General features: G+C 59.4%; 17 protein-coding genes and 1 tRNA gene. 8 read left to right on the forward strand and 10 right to left on the reverse strand.

The genetic code is table 11. The features are described from left to right. Nucleotides 1-571: 571 nt before the first annotated feature. Complete coding sequence (locus ACRZ94_RS06275; RefSeq protein WP_480651469.1) at nucleotides 572-1,054, reverse strand: hypothetical protein; 483 nt, start codon at nucleotides 1,052-1,054, stop codon at nucleotides 572-574. 287 nt (nucleotides 1,055-1,341) lie between these two features. Further along, nucleotides 1,342-1,427 (reverse strand) — tRNA-Leu (locus ACRZ94_RS06280). Nucleotides 1,428-1,572: 145 nt separating this feature from the next. On the opposite strand from ACRZ94_RS06280, the gene ACRZ94_RS06285 reads away from it, so the two are divergent. Together ACRZ94_RS06285 and ACRZ94_RS06290 are read left to right on the forward strand one after the other, a co-directional pair. Next, a complete protein-coding gene (locus ACRZ94_RS06285; RefSeq protein ID WP_480651471.1) occupies nucleotides 1,573-2,151 on the forward strand; it encodes a YqaA family protein in 579 nt (192 codons plus the stop codon). After that, on the forward strand, nucleotides 2,148-2,615 hold the full coding sequence (locus ACRZ94_RS06290; protein WP_480651473.1) for a disulfide bond formation protein B: 468 nt from the start codon (nucleotides 2,148-2,150) through the stop codon (nucleotides 2,613-2,615). Before ACRZ94_RS06285 ends, ACRZ94_RS06290 begins: the two co-directional genes overlap by 4 nt. Here ACRZ94_RS06290 and ACRZ94_RS06295 read toward each other — a convergent pair. After that, the gene (locus tag ACRZ94_RS06295) at nucleotides 2,612-3,199 is read right to left on the reverse strand and encodes an HNH endonuclease (RefSeq protein WP_170399157.1); all 588 of its coding nucleotides are present in this window, start codon (nucleotides 3,197-3,199) and stop codon (nucleotides 2,612-2,614) included. The two genes, ACRZ94_RS06290 and ACRZ94_RS06295, sit on opposite strands and share 4 nt — an antisense overlap. Before the next feature lie 211 nt (nucleotides 3,200-3,410). On the opposite strand from ACRZ94_RS06295, the gene ACRZ94_RS06300 reads away from it, so the two are divergent. Further along, nucleotides 3,411-4,016 (forward strand): pseudouridine synthase, encoded by a 606-nt coding sequence (locus ACRZ94_RS06300; protein WP_480651476.1) that lies wholly within the window; start codon nucleotides 3,411-3,413, stop codon nucleotides 4,014-4,016. A 31-nt stretch (nucleotides 4,017-4,047) separates the two neighbouring features. Further along, complete coding sequence (locus tag ACRZ94_RS06305) at nucleotides 4,048-4,473, forward strand: VOC family protein (protein WP_480796924.1); 426 nt, start codon at nucleotides 4,048-4,050, stop codon at nucleotides 4,471-4,473. 1 nt (nucleotide 4,474) lies between these two features. Here the strand turns inward: ACRZ94_RS06305 and ACRZ94_RS06310 are convergent, their stop codons facing one another. The 3 genes from ACRZ94_RS06310 to ACRZ94_RS06320 are packed head-to-tail and all read right to left on the reverse strand — an operon-like array spanning nucleotide 4,475 to nucleotide 6,099. Further along, a complete protein-coding gene (locus ACRZ94_RS06310) occupies nucleotides 4,475-4,777 on the reverse strand; it encodes a putative quinol monooxygenase (RefSeq protein WP_480651480.1) in 303 nt (100 codons plus the stop codon). Between the two features lie 27 nt (nucleotides 4,778-4,804). Beyond that, on the reverse strand, nucleotides 4,805-5,470 hold the full coding sequence (locus ACRZ94_RS06315; RefSeq protein WP_480651482.1) for an alpha/beta hydrolase: 666 nt from the start codon (nucleotides 5,468-5,470) through the stop codon (nucleotides 4,805-4,807). After that, complete coding sequence (locus tag ACRZ94_RS06320; protein ID WP_480651484.1) at nucleotides 5,467-6,099, reverse strand: DNA-3-methyladenine glycosylase family protein; 633 nt, start codon at nucleotides 6,097-6,099, stop codon at nucleotides 5,467-5,469. Before ACRZ94_RS06320 ends, ACRZ94_RS06315 begins: the two co-directional genes overlap by 4 nt. A 97-nt stretch (nucleotides 6,100-6,196) precedes the next feature. Between ACRZ94_RS06320 and ACRZ94_RS06325 the strand changes: the two genes are divergently transcribed. Continuing rightward, nucleotides 6,197-7,423: an MFS transporter gene (locus ACRZ94_RS06325; protein ID WP_480796925.1), complete on the forward strand. Its 1,227-nt coding sequence runs from the start codon at nucleotides 6,197-6,199 to the stop codon at nucleotides 7,421-7,423. Nucleotides 7,424-7,426: 3 nt separating this feature from the next. Here ACRZ94_RS06325 and ACRZ94_RS06330 read toward each other — a convergent pair whose 3' ends face one another. From ACRZ94_RS06330 to cysS, 3 genes are read right to left on the reverse strand one after another with little or no spacing between them, the layout of a single operon-like run. Then, nucleotides 7,427-8,209, reverse strand: coding sequence for a squalene/phytoene synthase family protein (locus tag ACRZ94_RS06330; RefSeq protein ID WP_480796926.1), 783 nt, complete (start codon nucleotides 8,207-8,209; stop codon nucleotides 7,427-7,429). Next, nucleotides 8,206-9,840, reverse strand: a complete 1,635-nt coding sequence (gene cimA, locus ACRZ94_RS06335) for a citramalate synthase (RefSeq protein WP_480796927.1) — start codon at nucleotides 9,838-9,840, stop codon at nucleotides 8,206-8,208. Before cimA ends, ACRZ94_RS06330 begins: the two co-directional genes overlap by 4 nt. Before the next feature lie 52 nt (nucleotides 9,841-9,892). Further along, nucleotides 9,893-11,290, reverse strand: a complete 1,398-nt coding sequence (cysS, locus tag ACRZ94_RS06340; protein ID WP_480796928.1) for a cysteine--tRNA ligase — start codon at nucleotides 11,288-11,290, stop codon at nucleotides 9,893-9,895. A gap of 66 nt (nucleotides 11,291-11,356) precedes the next feature. On the opposite strand from cysS, the gene ACRZ94_RS06345 reads away from it, so the two are divergent. Next, nucleotides 11,357-11,503, forward strand: coding sequence for a hypothetical protein (locus tag ACRZ94_RS06345; RefSeq protein WP_480651493.1), 147 nt, complete (start codon nucleotides 11,357-11,359; stop codon nucleotides 11,501-11,503). Nucleotides 11,504-11,557: 54 nt separating this feature from the next. Next, entirely contained in the window at nucleotides 11,558-12,748 is a 1,191-nt protein-coding gene (locus tag ACRZ94_RS06350; protein ID WP_480796929.1) for a pyridoxal phosphate-dependent aminotransferase, read from the forward strand. Between the two features lie 4 nt (nucleotides 12,749-12,752). Here the strand turns inward: ACRZ94_RS06350 and ACRZ94_RS06355 are convergent, their stop codons facing one another. After that, complete coding sequence (locus ACRZ94_RS06355) at nucleotides 12,753-13,271, reverse strand: outer membrane protein (protein WP_480796930.1); 519 nt, start codon at nucleotides 13,269-13,271, stop codon at nucleotides 12,753-12,755. 421 nt (nucleotides 13,272-13,692) lie between these two features. On the opposite strand from ACRZ94_RS06355, the gene ACRZ94_RS06360 reads away from it, so the two are divergent. Continuing rightward, the gene (locus ACRZ94_RS06360) at nucleotides 13,693-15,234 is read left to right on the forward strand and encodes a trimethylamine methyltransferase family protein (protein WP_480796931.1); all 1,542 of its coding nucleotides are present in this window, start codon (nucleotides 13,693-13,695) and stop codon (nucleotides 15,232-15,234) included. Nucleotides 15,235-15,278 lie beyond the last annotated feature (44 nt).

Here is a 15,278-nt window from a genome sequence, read left to right on the forward strand (position 1 = left end):
TCACCAACCGACAAATCGCGCCACCCGTCGGATAATAAACCCCAGTAACACCACCCGTACCAATCGTGATAAACTCTTCGGCGTATGCGGCAGGGGCCATAAGGGCTGACGCCACAACCGCACCGAGGCTAAGCTTGCTGCTGTTTTTCATTTTGAGAACTCCCATTTTTGGTGGATGAGAGATCACTCAGCGCTTGCCAAAAGGGCACGTCTTCCAAGACGAGCCCGGAACTGTTTTTCACCGGGCCAAGCGTCTGAATTTCCATAATCTCCCAACATATTCGACGTTTCCTATTGAGACTGCTCTTGTCAACCCCCGCGAATTTCTGGATGCGTTCATTCCTCAGATCTGAGGCACGTTGCAGAGGCTTCCCCGTATCGGCCCTCGGAACGCACAGCCTGATGCCTCGCACAAACTGTTGAAACAGAAACAGGGTTTTACAGATGCGGTGGTGCCAGCAAAGCGCATTCGGGGCTCGGGAAACTGCGGCGAATAACTAAACCTGAGTGTACGAGGGGAAAAGAGACACTTACATAGAGCCCCCTGCAGGATGTCCTTTTCCGATCAAAGTTAAAACAGGTTAAAAAACAACTGACTCTTATTGACGAAGTCCGAGAACTTTTGACCCGAAACAGCAATATAGTCATCACCATTGGAGAAAATATACGGTGACGCGTGCTTCTTCCACTTTTTTGAAATTTCTGGATTACTCGCAGGTGTAAATCCATTTTTTGCCAACAGAGCAGCAGTTTCTTCTGCAATTTCCTGAGGTTTTGGTCCTGTATTTGGCATGGTTACCAGGCAGCGACGCTTGGCCCCAGTTACGTTCAGCGGTGGTATTGCGACGCTTGCCCGCGATTCTTTTCCCAAACTCTTATTCGGAGCTTTTGCTTGGGTTACGACCTTTATACATTCGGCCAAAAGAGGTTGCAGCTCAGACATTGAAAAGACAGCGGCTCTACCTTGGGGTTCGCTCGCTGAACTTGTTGTCTCTTGTATCGTATCACATCCTGCCAGGGCCAGGAAGCCTGCGGATATCAGCACCGTTCTCATCAAAAAATCCTTTAGACTTAATTAGAGTGGTTTCACTCGTCCTAAAGCCAAGATGCGGCTTGAACAACGAAAATTGTTTGCGGCCGCTTTCTCCACCGGAAGAAATTGCCACGTCTTTGATAAAAAACTGGTAAACGATGCGGGACGGGGAACGTCAGACACACACCCAAACCCGTCAGCTCTGACACAAGACCAGAACGTGAAAGTTTGAGTTAGCGGTGTGAGTAAACGAAATGGCGGATAAGAAAAAACAGAGGATCAGCTTCCCTAACCCTCTGTTTTTACTATGGTACCCAAGGCCGGACTCGAACCGGCACGGTATCACTACCGGGGGATTTTGAATCCCCTGCGTCTACCATTCCGCCACTTGGGCCACGAACACTGGATTAGCGTCCATGACCGGGAAGGTCCAGAGGCAAAAACCAACCCAAATACAGTTTGTTTTCACCGCAATGGTTGACGGCCCTAAAGGCGCATGGTTTGGCATAGGCAAGGTTTAATCAGGATTTTAGTACCATATGTTGCGATCGCTCTATGACTGGACCATTCGTTTGGCCGAACATCCGCACGCTCTTTGGGCGCTGGCTATTGTCGCCTTTATCGAAAGCTCGGTCTTTCCGATCCCACCTGACGTGCTGATGATTCCCATGATTTTGGCGCGCCCATCACGGGCCTGGCTGATCGCAACGGTGGCATTGGTGGCCTCGGTTCTGGGTGGCATCCTGGGTTATGCGATTGGTGCGTTTTTCTATGACAGCATCGGACAGCCCGTGCTTGAGGCCATGGGCAAGACCCACGCGATGGAAGAGTTCAATACGCGGTTCAATGATTTTGGGTTCTGGGCCGTGCTTGCAGCCGGTGTCACGCCCTTCCCCTACAAGGTAATCACCATCATGTCGGGCTGGACCGGCATGCCGTTGGGCACGTTCATCGCCACCTCGATTCTGGCCCGTGCGCTGCGGTTCTTCCTTGTCGCCGGTCTGTTGTGGAAGTTCGGTGAACCCATCCGAGACTTCATTGAAAAGCGGTTGGGTCTTATGTTCACCCTGTTCATCATCCTGCTGTTTGGCGGCTTTTTGGCGGTGAAATACCTATGACACGCAAGAGCATTCTGGTCCTGGTTGCGGCAGGCGGGTCTGCGGCCCTGCTGCTTGGCGCGTGGGCGTTTCAATACATCGGCGGACTTGCCCCCTGCAAAATGTGCATCTGGCAGCGCTATCCGCATGGGGCAGCAGCCCTAATCGGGGTGCTGGCGCTGACCCTGCCCCGCGTGAACCTGTTGCCCTTGCTGGGTGCCTTAGCCGCCCTGACAACTGCGGCCATCGGTGTTTTTCACGCCGGGGTAGAACTTGCGTGGTGGGAAGGTCCGTCAAGCTGTACTTCGGGCGACATAGGTGGGTTGTCCACACAGGACCTGATGGATCAGATCATGTCCGCGCCACTGGTACGCTGCGATGACATCCCGTGGCAGATGTTGGGCCTGTCCATGGCCGGGTGGAACGCCGTTCTGTCGGGCGCTTTGGTCCTTGTCTGGCTCGCGGCGTGGCGCGCGGGCCGTTAAAACTCGTCCAGTTCCGCATCCCAGTAGAGAAAGTCGATCCAGCTGTCATGCAGGTGGTTTGGCGGGAACTTGCGCCCGATATTCCGCAACGCCTCAGCATCCGGTTGACGGGGCGGTTTGCGCAAGGTCATGCCCGCCTGCCTCAGTGATTTCGACCCCTTCTTGAGGTTGCACGGGCTACACGCCGCCACCACGTTCTGCCAGCTGGTCACACCGCCGGCGGCGCGCGGCACCACATGATCAAAGGTCAGATCCCCCTTGCTGCCGCAATACTGGCAGCGGAATTCATCCCTCAGAAATAAATTAAAGCGCGTGAAGGCCACGCGCTTTCTGGGTTTTACATAGTCTTTGAGGACAACGACCGACGGTATTCGTATCTCGGTACTCGGGCTTCGGACGACCTCATCGTATTCGGCCACAATGTCGACCCGGTCCAGCCAGGCCGCCTTGATCGCCTCTTGCCAGGGCCACAGGGACAGCGGGTAATAGGACAAGGGGCGATAATCGGCGTTCAAAACCAATGCCGGATGATGCTTGAGCGCACCGGGTTCCCTGACAAATTCGGTTCTGAAATCTCCATCCATATCTGACTCGCTCCTCGCTCTGCTCTGCCCGTTTTGGCATCAGAGCGGGGAACACCCGCCCCGGCCTTGGTTCAACTATATATCGTGTTAAAACTCTGACAAGCCCTGAGTTTCCACAATATCTCGGGATTGGTTACGGCGAATCCGTAACAGAGACGTGACAGTTATCCACAGCTTGCGCGACTGTGGCCTGCGGGCTATGGCGTGATCCATGAGCTGGTTCATCCGATTCAACAAACCTTTTGACGTGCTGCCGCAATTCACCGACCGCGCCAATGCGGATACACCGCGCAGCACCCTGTCTGACTATATCGACCTGCCGGGCGTCTACCCGGCCGGGCGGTTGGATCGCGACAGCGAAGGGCTGATGCTGCTGACCGACAACGGGCGGCTGCAGGCACAAATTTCGGACCCCAAACATAAGATGGCCAAAACCTATTGGGTTCAGGTCGAAGGGTTGCCGGATTCAGCGGCCCTCAAGGCGCTGCGCGACGGGGTTGAAATGAAAGACGGCGTGACCCGCCCCGCCAAGGCCCGTCTGATGGACGAACCCGAGGGGTTGTGGCCGCGCACCCCGCCCATTCGCGTGCGCCAGACCATACCTGATTGCTGGATCGAACTGACCCTGCGCGAAGGGAAAAACCGGCAGGTCCGCCGCATGACGGCCGCCGTGGGGCACCCCACGCTGCGGCTGATCCGGGCACGGGTTGGCGATTGGTCGCTTGAGGGGCTTGAGTCGGGCCAATGGGACAGCCTGCCAGCACCGACCCTGAGCGCCGCCCCTCAGCGCAAGCGGGACCGACGCCCACGCAGGTGACAAAAACCGCGCTTTGTGATAGGCTTACCGGATGAAGATCACGCCGGACATACCCCAACCCGCCGGGATTCTTGAGGCTGCGCTTTACGTCGACGATCTGGATGAGGCCGAGCGTTTCTATGGCGATGTTCTGACCCTTGAGAAAATCCAGCGGGTGGCAGACCGGCATGTGTTCTACCGGGTGGGTCCGTCGGTTCTGTTGTTGTTCAACGCGCAAGAGACCGCGCAACCTCCGACAAATCCCGATCTGCCTGTCCCACCGCATGGCGCGCACGGACCCGGGCATGTGTGCCTGACCCTGACGCGTACCCAGATCGACACCATGCGCAAACACCTGCTGGACTGGAACATCCCTGTCGATGCCGAATTCGACTGGCCCAGCGGCGCACGATCGCTTTACGTCCGAGACCCCGCGGGAAACTCGGTCGAATTTGCCGAGCCCCACCTCTGGGGCTAGCTCATTTCAGCGGCAGTTTCTCACCCCCAACGATCCGGCAAATGTCGCTCGCGCTGACGCCGGCTTCGCCAAGGGCTGCGCGAAATCTGGCCATGTGAGGGGTTTCAAAATGGGTCTCAAGCGCGGCCTGACTTTCCCACTCCTCATAGACACGAAAGCGGTTTGGGGTGCCCAGAATTTGGCTGAACTCATAGGTAAGACAGCCCTCTTCTTTCACGGTTTCCGCAACCATCTCCAACGCCGCTTTCGCAGCCTTTTCAACGCCCTCTGGCGCGACTTCAACCGTTCCGGTGACAACCAGCATTGCATTCCCTCTCAATTCAGATCACGCTCAGAGGCTCAGCTTGTCACGCATGAACGCCAGCGCAACGCTTAGCCCGTCAGGGGCGATACCGTGGCCTGTGCCCTTCATGACATGGGCGTAGACCTCTTTGAAATCTGCCGCTTGCAGGGCTTCGGCAGCCTCGGGCAAGGATTGCGGCGGCACCACGTCATCCGCATCACCATGCACCAGCAGGATCGGCATGCGGCTGACCGTCTCATCCGGCAGCAGATCAGGCTCCAGCAACCGGCCCGAGAAGGCCACGACGCCCGCCACAGGGTCCTCGCGGCGCGGGGCGACGTGCAGGCTCATCATCGTGCCCTGGCTGAAGCCGAACAGAACCACCTGCTCGGGCAGGACATCTTCGTCCACCATCAGTGCGTCGAGGAAGGCGTTGAAGTCTTCAACGGCCATCTCCATGCCCCGGCGCGCCTCTTCCTCGGATGAGCCGTCGATCCACGGGATCGGAAACCACTGGAACCCATTGGGCATTCCGGGTATCTGTTCCGGCGCATCGGGGGCCACGAACAGCGTATCAGGCAGATGTTCCCCCAGCGGATCGGCCAGACCCAGCAGGTCGGCCCCGTTGGCCCCGTAGCCGTGCACAAACACCACGACCGAGCGTATATCGCCCGAAACCGGCTCTTTTCGGAGCGCATTCAAAACTCGAGTCATCTGATCCCTTCTCGTTCTTTGGCCACCCGGTAATAGGCCCACAGCACCCGCGCCGCAACCGACCGCCAGGGCGACCACGCTTCAGCCATTTGGCGGAGTTCTTTATCCGTCGGACGTTTGGGCAGGTCATAGAGGATGCGCGCCGCCTCTTGCAGCGCCAGATCACCGGGCGCGATCACGTCAGCGCGACCCAGTGAAAACATCGCGTAAATCTCGGCCGTCCAAATGCCAATGCCCGGCACTTCGGTCAGTGTGGCGACGACCTCCTCGTTAGAAACGTCGCGCAACGCTTTGTAATCAATGCGCGCTTCGGCCAAGGCCCGCGCGTATCTGATTTTCTGACGGCTCAGCCCAACAGCCCGCAAATCGTCATCCGTGGCCCACATGATTTTGCGCGGGCCCGTCAGTTTCGCATCCTGCAACCGCTTCCAGATTGCATTGGCCGAGGCCACGCTGACCTGCTGGCTGACAATCGCGCTTAGCAGCTGCGCAAACCCGTCCGGGCGGCGGCGCAGCGGCAACGGGCCAGTCTGGTCCATCGCATAGGACATACGCGGGCACGCATCGGCCAGCCACGCGGCGCCCTCGCTTACACAGTCATTGGTTTCGATGATACGTCCGACGGACATCTGCTCTCTGGCCCCCAAGGTCACGAGCACGTTAGGCGGCTTTGCCGCATATGCAACCCGCTTGTGCGTCTGGGTTTTCACCGATACCCATAGGCGCATGACAATGACCTCAACTGCCCCAAACGACAGTCAGGCCAAACGCAATGTCGCCGTATTGGTTGCGGCACAAGCGGTGCTTGGCGCGCAGATGCCGATGATCTTTATCGTTGGCGGTCTCGCCGGACAGTCGTTGGCGACCAATGCCTGTCTGGCGACCTTGCCGATCTCATTGATCGTGCTGGGATCGATGCTGGCGGCAACGCCGATTTCCGCCATCATGCAGCGCTGGGGCAGACGCGCAGGGTTTCTGGTCGGCGCAACCGCAGGCGCGCTTGGCGGTTTGGTCGGAGCATACGGGTTGTATCTGGGATCGTTCCCCGTGTTCCTTGTGGGCAGCCTGCTGACTGGCATCTACATGAGCGCGCATGGTTTTTACCGCTTTGCCGCTGCGGATACCGCCTCGGACGCTTTCCGCCCCAAGGCGATCTCATATGTCATGGCAGGCGGTCTGGCGGCGGCGATCATTGGACCACAGATCGTCAAGCTGACGTCGACGGCTTATGTCATACCCTTCCTTGGGACATATATCGCCGTCATCGCGGTGAACGTCATCGGGTCAGCCCTGTTCTTCTTTCTGGACATCCCCACCCCCCCCAAGGCCGAGGAAGGCGCCCCCAAGGGCCGCAGCCGTCTTGAGATGCTGAAAACACCGCGTATCGCCGTGGCGATCATCTGCGCGATGGTGTCCTACGCGCTGATGAATCTGGTCATGACCTCGACCCCGCTGGCCGTTGTCGGATGCGGCTATTCGGCCAATGACGCGGCGGATGTGGTGACGGGTCACGTACTTGCCATGTACATCCCCAGCTTTTTCACCGGCCAATTGATCGCCCGGTTCGGGGTTGAGAAGATCGTTGCCCTTGGCCTTGCCATTCTGGCCGGAGCGGGCGTCGTCGCCCTGCAAGGCGTTGAGCTGGAAAACTTTTTCATCGCCCTGATCCTGCTGGGCATCGGCTGGAACTTTGGCTTTATCGGTGCCACCACCATGCTGGCCGCCTCGCATGACGTCAGCGAACGTGGCCGGATGCAGGGCCTGAACGACCTGCTGGTGTTCGGAGGCGTCACAATCGCCTCGCTCGCCTCGGGCGGGTTGATGAACTGTTCGGGCGGATCGGCGGTTGAAGGCTGGACAGCGGTAAACCTGGCCATGATCCCGCTGCTGACATTGGCGGGCGCGGCGCTGTTGTGGCTGGTTCTGAAACCGTCCGAGCCGGAAACAGTCTGATCCTCACCAGCGTCCGCTGGCCACAACCCACATCAATGACGCCCTACGGCGAATCTCGCCCTGCGCCAAATCCCCTGCCGCCACACGGTCTGGTCGCGCGATGGCCCGGCGCAGAATCCAATCGGTCTGCCAACCGGAATAGAGCGCAGGGCGCGCGTCAGGTGAAACGACGGTCGCGTTAGTGCGAGCGCAGTGCAGCCTGTCCAAAGCCGTTTGCGCAAGGGCGCGCACGCCATCCGGGGTGCCGTCCAGCAAGGGAATGCGCCCGCGTGCCTCAAGATCGGGAATGGCCCGCAACCAATTTGCTACCCCAACCCCAAAGCCAAAATCGCGCAAGACACTCTCATCGGCGGTACCCAACATCTGCGCCGCTGCTACCATCAAAGAGCCAGCGCTGTGGTTGATGTAAGCATCAAAATGTTCCTGATCCTCAAACGGATCACGGTATATATCCCAACGCCTTACAGCCACATATTCGTCCAGCATGGCAGCCAATTGCGGGGATAGGGCCCGCGACAACGGCGTCACAACCTCGTGCCTGCGCACGGCTTGCCCTTCGGCAATCTCTTGCAAGGCATCGCGCCACCATTGCAGCCGCATCTCGGCAATCATCGTCTCTTGCGTGACCCATGGCGCACGCGCGACTTCGACGTTCAGCGCATAAAGCGGGAACAGCACGGGGCGCACGGCAACCGGAGCAGCCATCACCGCCATGAACCGATCCGGGTCGGCCTTGTGCACCAGCGCGGCGCAGGCTTTGACGTCGTCGTCGAACTCTACTGTCACTCAGCCACCGCCGCGTTTGGCCCGCAATCGCGCACCAGTTTCCACTGTATCGCGTCCAGCAGCGCCTCGAACGAGGCATCGACTATGTTCGCGCTGACGCCCACGGTTGACCAGCGCCGCCCCTGCCCGTCTTCGCTGTCGATGATGACGCGAGTCACCGCCTCGGTCCCGCCCTGCGTGATCCGCACCTTGAAGTCGACCAGCCGCATATCGGCCAATATCTGCGAATACTGCCCCAAATCCTTCGCCAGCGCCTTGGCCAGCGCGTTCACCGGCCCCCGGTCGCTGCCCTGTTCGTCGTGGGATTCACTGACTGACAGCTTCTTTTCCCCGTCAACCTTCACAACGACCACGGCCTCGGACAGGCTGACCATCCGGTTGTACTTGTTCTTTCGCCGTTCAACGGTGACCTTGTAGCGCTTGACCTCAAAGAACTCGGGCAACTGTCCCAGTTCATCGCGCGCCAGCAATTCAAAACTGGCCTGCGCGGTGTCATAGGAATATCCCTCGGCCTCGCGCTGTTTGATCCGGTCGAGGATACGCCCCAGCGCCGGGTCCGCTTTTTCCACGACCAGCCCAGCCTCGGTCAGGCGCTTGCGCAGGTTCGACTGGCCCGCCTGGTTCGACATCGGGATGATCCGCGCATTACCGACCGCGCCGGGTTCGATATGCTCATAGGTCGACGGGTCCTTGAGGATCGCGCTGGCATGCAGCCCCGCCTTATGGGCAAAGGCCGAGGCCCCGACATAGGCCGATTGCTTGCTGGGCACACGGTTCAGAATATCGTCCAGCATCCGGCTGATGCGCGTCAATCCGGCCAGCGCCTGCAGGCTGACACCGGTGTCAAACCCCGAGGCATAGGGTTCCTTCAACAGCAGAGTCGGGATCAGCGCAGTCAGATTGGCATTGCCGCACCGTTCGCCCAAGCCGTTCAGCGTGCCTTGAATCTGCCGCGCCCCTGCATCCACAGCAGCCAGCGAACAGGCCACCGCGTTTTCGGTATCGTTATGCGTATGAATACCCAGCCGGTCGCCCGGCAGACCTGCGGCAATCACTTCGGCGACGATACGCGAGACCTCAGCAGGCAGCGCGCCGCCGTTCGTGTCACACAGCACCACCCAGCGCGCGCCCGCCTCCAGCGCTGCCCGGCAGACCTGAACCGCATAGGCGGGGTTGTCCTTATAGCCGTCAAAGAAATGCTCGGCATCAAACAGTGCCTCGCGCCCCTGCGCTACGATATGCGCGACGGACGCGCGGACATTCTCGACATTCTCCTCCAGCGCGATCCCAAGCGCGTGGGTCACGTGGTAATCATGCGATTTGCCGACCAGACACACCGCTTGCGTGCCCGCATTCATCACGGCGGCCAGAACATCGTCATTCTCAGCCGACCGGCCCGAGCGTTTGGTCATCCCGAACGCGGTCAAACGGGCCGAGGTCTTGGGCGCGGCTTCGAAAAAGGCACTGTCCGTAGGGTTTGCACCGGGCCAACCGCCTTCAATGTAATCCACACCCAGTTCGTCCAGCGCCTGCGCAATCTGCACTTTTTCCGCGGTCGAAAACTGAACACCCTGCGTTTGCTGCCCGTCGCGCAGGGTGGTGTCATACAGGTAAAGGCGTTCTTTGGTCATGGCTCGCTCCCGCTGGCCCAGATTATTGCGTCTTTCGTCTAGAAAACGCGGTTCAGATCGTCTCCAGCTTGGCGGAATCAAACCCCGCGCCCGGTACCAGTTCGACGCCGTCCTTGCTCATGCGGACCTCCAAACCGGCAGCCAAATAAGCCGCTTTCAGGCGGTCCACTTCAGCGAAGTCCTTGCTTTGCATGGCCGTCGTCCGCGCCTCTGCCAACCGATCTGCAAAGGCGGACAAATCGACCGCCGCAGTATCCGCCCACGCCCCCATCTCAGGCGTCAACAGACCCAGCAGACGCGCGCTGGCCAACAGCCCCGCCGCATCCCCGTCCGCCGCCAGACGGTGGAGTTCGGCCACAGCACCCGCAGTGTTCAGGTCGTCACTCAGCGCAGCGATAACGGCGGGTGCTGCGCTGGCTGCGGGTTCGATGCCCGCTGTCAGCGCCCGCCATTTGCGCAGCGTGGCCTCAGCATCCCGCGCTTTCTTTTGGGTCCAGTCCATCGGCTTGCGATAATGGGTCTGAAGAAACACAAACCGGATCACCTCACCCGGAATTCCCTGTTCCAACAGGTCATGGACGGTAAAGAAATTGCCCAGTGATTTGGACATCTTCTTGCCCTCAACCTGCAGCATCTCATTGTGAAGCCAGACCCGCGCAAACTCGCCCTCAGGGTGGGCGCAGCAGCTTTGCGCAATCTCGTTCTCGTGGTGCGGGAACATCAGATCATTGCCGCCACCGTGAATGTCGAAACTTTCACCCAGCAACTCATAGCTCATGGCCGAGCATTCGATGTGCCAGCCCGGACGCCCGCGCCCCCATGGGCTGTCCCACCCGGGCAGTTCGTCTGTCGAGGGTTTCCACAGCACAAAATCCATCGGGTTCTTTTTGTAAGGTGCAACCTCAACCCGCGCGCCCGCAATCATGTCATCGACCGAGCGCCCGGACAGCGCGCCATAATTCTCTTTCCAGCTGTCGACCGCGAACAGCACATGCCCTTCAGCTGCATAGGCATGGCCCTTGGCAATCAACCCCTCGATCATCGCAATCATCTGAGGGATAAACTCGGTCGCGCGCGGCATCTGGTTCGGCTCCAGCGCCCCCAGCGCGCCCATATCGTGCAAATACCAGCCGATGGTCTCGTCCGAGCGTTCCTGCACCAGCTGCTCCAACGTGCCCTCGGCCCCGGCCTGTTGCCGGGACAAAGCCGTTGCGTTGATCTTGTCATCCACATCGGTGAAATTGCGCACATAGGTGACGTGATCCGCACCATAGGCGTGCCGCAACAGACGATAGAGCACATCGAACACCACCACGGGCCGAGCATTGCCCAGATGCGCGCGGTCATAGACCGTGGGACCGCAGACATACATCCGCACATTGTCGGCGCTGATCGGCACGAAAGCCTCTTTCGTCCGCGTCCGTGTGTTGTGCAGTTTGATCGTCGTCATCGGTCGGCTCCTAAAGACAGCATAAGCAGTGTCGCGTTGGCGCGGGCTTAGCAACTTGTCTCAGGGATGAAAACGAAAGAAACCGGCCCGCTTGATAAATCAGCAGGTAATGCAGCAGATAATGGTGCAGGTCATACGGTTCATAAGGCTGATTTATCACGCCGCTGGCCCGACGCCAAGCCCGCAGTTTTGCGCCCCGGCGTCACTGATTGACTTTCCCGCGCGCCTCTGGCCCAGTCAGCGCCAAAGACCAGACGGAGGCGCATCATGAAACTGTCGCAGCGGATCACTCACCTGACAGAAGGCGGCAGTGACGGGTGGGACGTGTTCTATCGCGCCCGCCGGATGATCAGCGAAGGCCACGCCGTGACCGAACTGACCATCGGAGAACATGACATCCGCACCGACCCTTCGATTCTGCAGGCGATGGACCTGTCTGCACGGCAAGGCCACACCGGCTATGCCATGGTGCCCGGCACGGATTTGCTGCGCGATACGGTCGCCGCACGGGTGCAGGCCCGCACCGGAGTACTGACCACACGCAACAACGTGTTGATCACACCCGGGGGCCAAGCGGCGCTATTTGCCGCCCATGTGGCGGTCTGCGATCCCGGCGATGTCGGGCTGTATCTGGACCCCTACTATGCTACCTATCCCGGCACGATCCGGGGCGCGGGTGCCACGGCGCGGGCCATCCAAACCCGGGCCGAAGACGCCTTTCAGCCCCGCCCCGAACAGATTGAGGCCGCCGCAGAAGGTGCGGTTTCCCTGTTGGTCAACACGCCGAACAACCCAACCGGCGTGGTTTATTCCCGGCAAACGCTGGAGGGGATTGCCACGGTCTGTCAGGCCCGCGACCTCTGGCTGATTTCGGATGAGGTTTACGACACACAGGTCTGGGAAGGCGCACATATCTCACCCCGAACCCTGCCCGGAATGGCCGAGCGGACATTGGTGGTGGGCTCAATGTCCAAATCCCACGCCATGACCGGGTCTCGGTGCGGTTGGATCGTTGCACCGGAAGAGGTGATCAGCCACCTGATCAATCTGGCCACCCACACAACCTATGGCGTACCGGGCTTTATTCAGGACGCCGCCAGTTTTGCGCTGAGCGCAGGGGACGAGTTGGAACAGCGCATCGCTGCGCCTTTCCGCCAGCGTCGCGCGCTGGCGCTTGAGGTGCTGAAGGCCCAGAATACCGTCAGACTGGTCCCCGCACAGGGTGCTATGTATCTGATGCTGGACATTCGGGCCACGGGGCTCAGCGGAGAAGACTTTGCCAATGCCCTGCTGGACACGCATTCCATCGCTGTCATGCCGGGCGAAAGCTTTGGTGCGGCAGCGGCCGGACATATCCGAGTGGCGATGACAATTGATGACGAAAGGTTTCAGGCCGCCCTCGAAACCATTTGCCAATTCGCAGCCGAAAAAGCCGACCGTCCGGCAGCAGTTGGATGACACCTCAGAAACGGAACGAGGTGCGCAGGTTGAACACGTTCGACTGAAGTCCGCCATCCGACTGGGTGACATCGTCGAATTCCTGACGCAGCGCCTCACCACTGATGATAAAGCGGTCATTGATCGGATAGGCCACGCCAATACCGTAAACAGCGGCTGTGTCGTTGTCGGCCGAGGCATCCACTCGCGCGGCACCGACTACAACATAGCCAAGCGCGGGGCCGAAATCATATCCGCCGCGCAGTTTCAGGCGGGTCATGCTGTCCAAGCTGCCCTCTCCGTCACCCAGGTTCAGCGACAGCCGGTTATATTCCAGCTCACCCCCCAGAACGAAATTGCCGAAATCCCGGTCATATCCGATATGAGGGCCAAAGGCGATGTCGTTGCCGCTTGATCCGTTTGGGCCGTCAGCATCGGCGTATCCAAGGCTGAAACCCGCATAGGCCCCTGTCCAATCCTCAGCCATTGAAGGGGCCGCAAGGGCCGCCATCCAAAGGACGCTGAGGGTCACAAGGCCTTTCATCAATCTCTCCTACTTAACCTTCTGCCGTAGCGTTTGGTCATTCGGGTCGTCTTCGTCTCAAAACATGGTTCGCAATGGTTAAGAATCAATTGCTTTCACGAACCGCTCTAAAATAAGTGAAGGTACTATAACAGAATTCTGTCGCGGCTGGAAAATACTTTGGCGAAAGAAGCTATTGGCCTAAACTGCGCAATTGAACTTCGCTTTTGAATGGCTAGGTCGCAAACAGAACAGAACATGTACTGCCCAACCGGAATACTGCGCAGCAACAAGGGATGAACCGCGTGCAAAATGATGTTTGGAAAATCCGGCTGGTGAGCCGCACCATCGGTGCGGATAGGGGTCGTGCAGCGCGGGGCAGACCGTTTCAGGCGTAAAACTCTCAACTTTCTGCGACGCCTAGCAAACTGGATTCCAAACCATGAACGAACAAACCCGTAGCTCTTCCCGCAGTGGTGGTCGTGCCGCCCGTCGTGCCGCCCGCGCAACTGCCCTGCCCGACCATCTGCGCCCCGTCCGCCCCGGGATGGAGGGCGGCGTTCTCAACGTCCTGACACAGGCGCAGGTCGAACGCATCCACGAGGCCGCTTTGACCGCGCTGGAAACCATCGGGTTGGCCGATGCGCCCCAAAGCGGGATCGACTATCTGGTCGGTGCGGGTTGTACCCTTGGGGATGACGGGCGCATCCGGTTTCCGCGCGCGTTGGTCGAAGACACGCTGGCCAATGCAAACCGATCCGTCACACTCTACAGCAGGGATGGCAAAACCGATCTAGATCTGAGCGGCACCAAAGTGCATTACGGCACCGCAGGCGCGGCAGTCAGCATGGTCGACGTTCACGGGCAGGAATACCGGGATTCCACCGTTCAGGACCTGCATGACGCGTCGCGGATTTGCGAACAGCTGGACAATATCCATTTCGTTCAACGCCCTATGGTCTGCCGCGATATTGCCGACAACCTTGAGATGGACCTGAACACGATCTACGCATCCTGTTCCGGCACGTTCAAACATATCGGCACATCGTTCACCGAACCTCATCATGTCGCCCCGGCGATGGAGATGATCCATATGATCGCAGGTGGCGAGGATAAGTACCGCGAGCGGCCTTTTATCTCGAACACAAACTGCTTTGTTGTGCCTCCGATGAAATTCGCAACCGAAAGCTGCGAAGTGATGGAGCTGTGCATCAAGGCCGGAATGCCGATCCTGTTGCTGTCCGCCGGTATGGCGGGCGCAACGGCGCCCTCTACGATTGCAGGCGCGATCACACAGGCGACGGCGGAATGCCTGGCCGGGCTGGTTTACGTAAATGCGGTAAGTCCCGGCGCCCCGGCGATTTTCGGCACCTGGCCCTTCGGGCTGGACCTGCGCACGGGGGCCATGTCCATCGGGTCGGGCGAACAGGCGCTGCTGACCGCAGGCTGCGCCCAAATGCACCGGTTCTATGACCTGCCCGGCGGCGCGGCTGCGGGGGCCTCAGATTCGAAACTGCCCGACATGCAGGCCGGGTGGGAGCAGATGTGCTCGAACGTGATGGCCGGATTGTCGGGGCTGAACATGGTGTACGAGGCGGCGGGGATGCATGCCTCACTGCTGGGGTTCTGCCACGAAAGCCTTATCCTGGCCGATGATCTGATCGGTCAGGCGCAGCGATGCGTGCGCGGGATTGAGGTGACGGATGAAACCCTGGCGCTGGACCAGATCGCCGAGGTCTGCATGGGCGGACCCGGCCACTATCTGGGCACGGATGCCACGCTCAGCCGGATGCAGGCAGACTATGTCTACCCCACCTTCGGCGATCGGACGTCACCCAAGGAATGGGTTGAACTGGGCAAGCCGGACCTGATCGAAAAGGCCGTCAAACGGAAAGAGGAAATCCTCGCCACTCCGTCACCCGCGCGGTTCGATCCCTTGCTGGATGCTGAGCTGCGCGGCAAATTCAACATTCACCTGAACTGATAAGATATTGAAGAGCGGCCAGAAGATCTCTGGCCGCTTTCTTT

Source organism: Ruegeria sp. CH10, assembly GCF_056537125.1.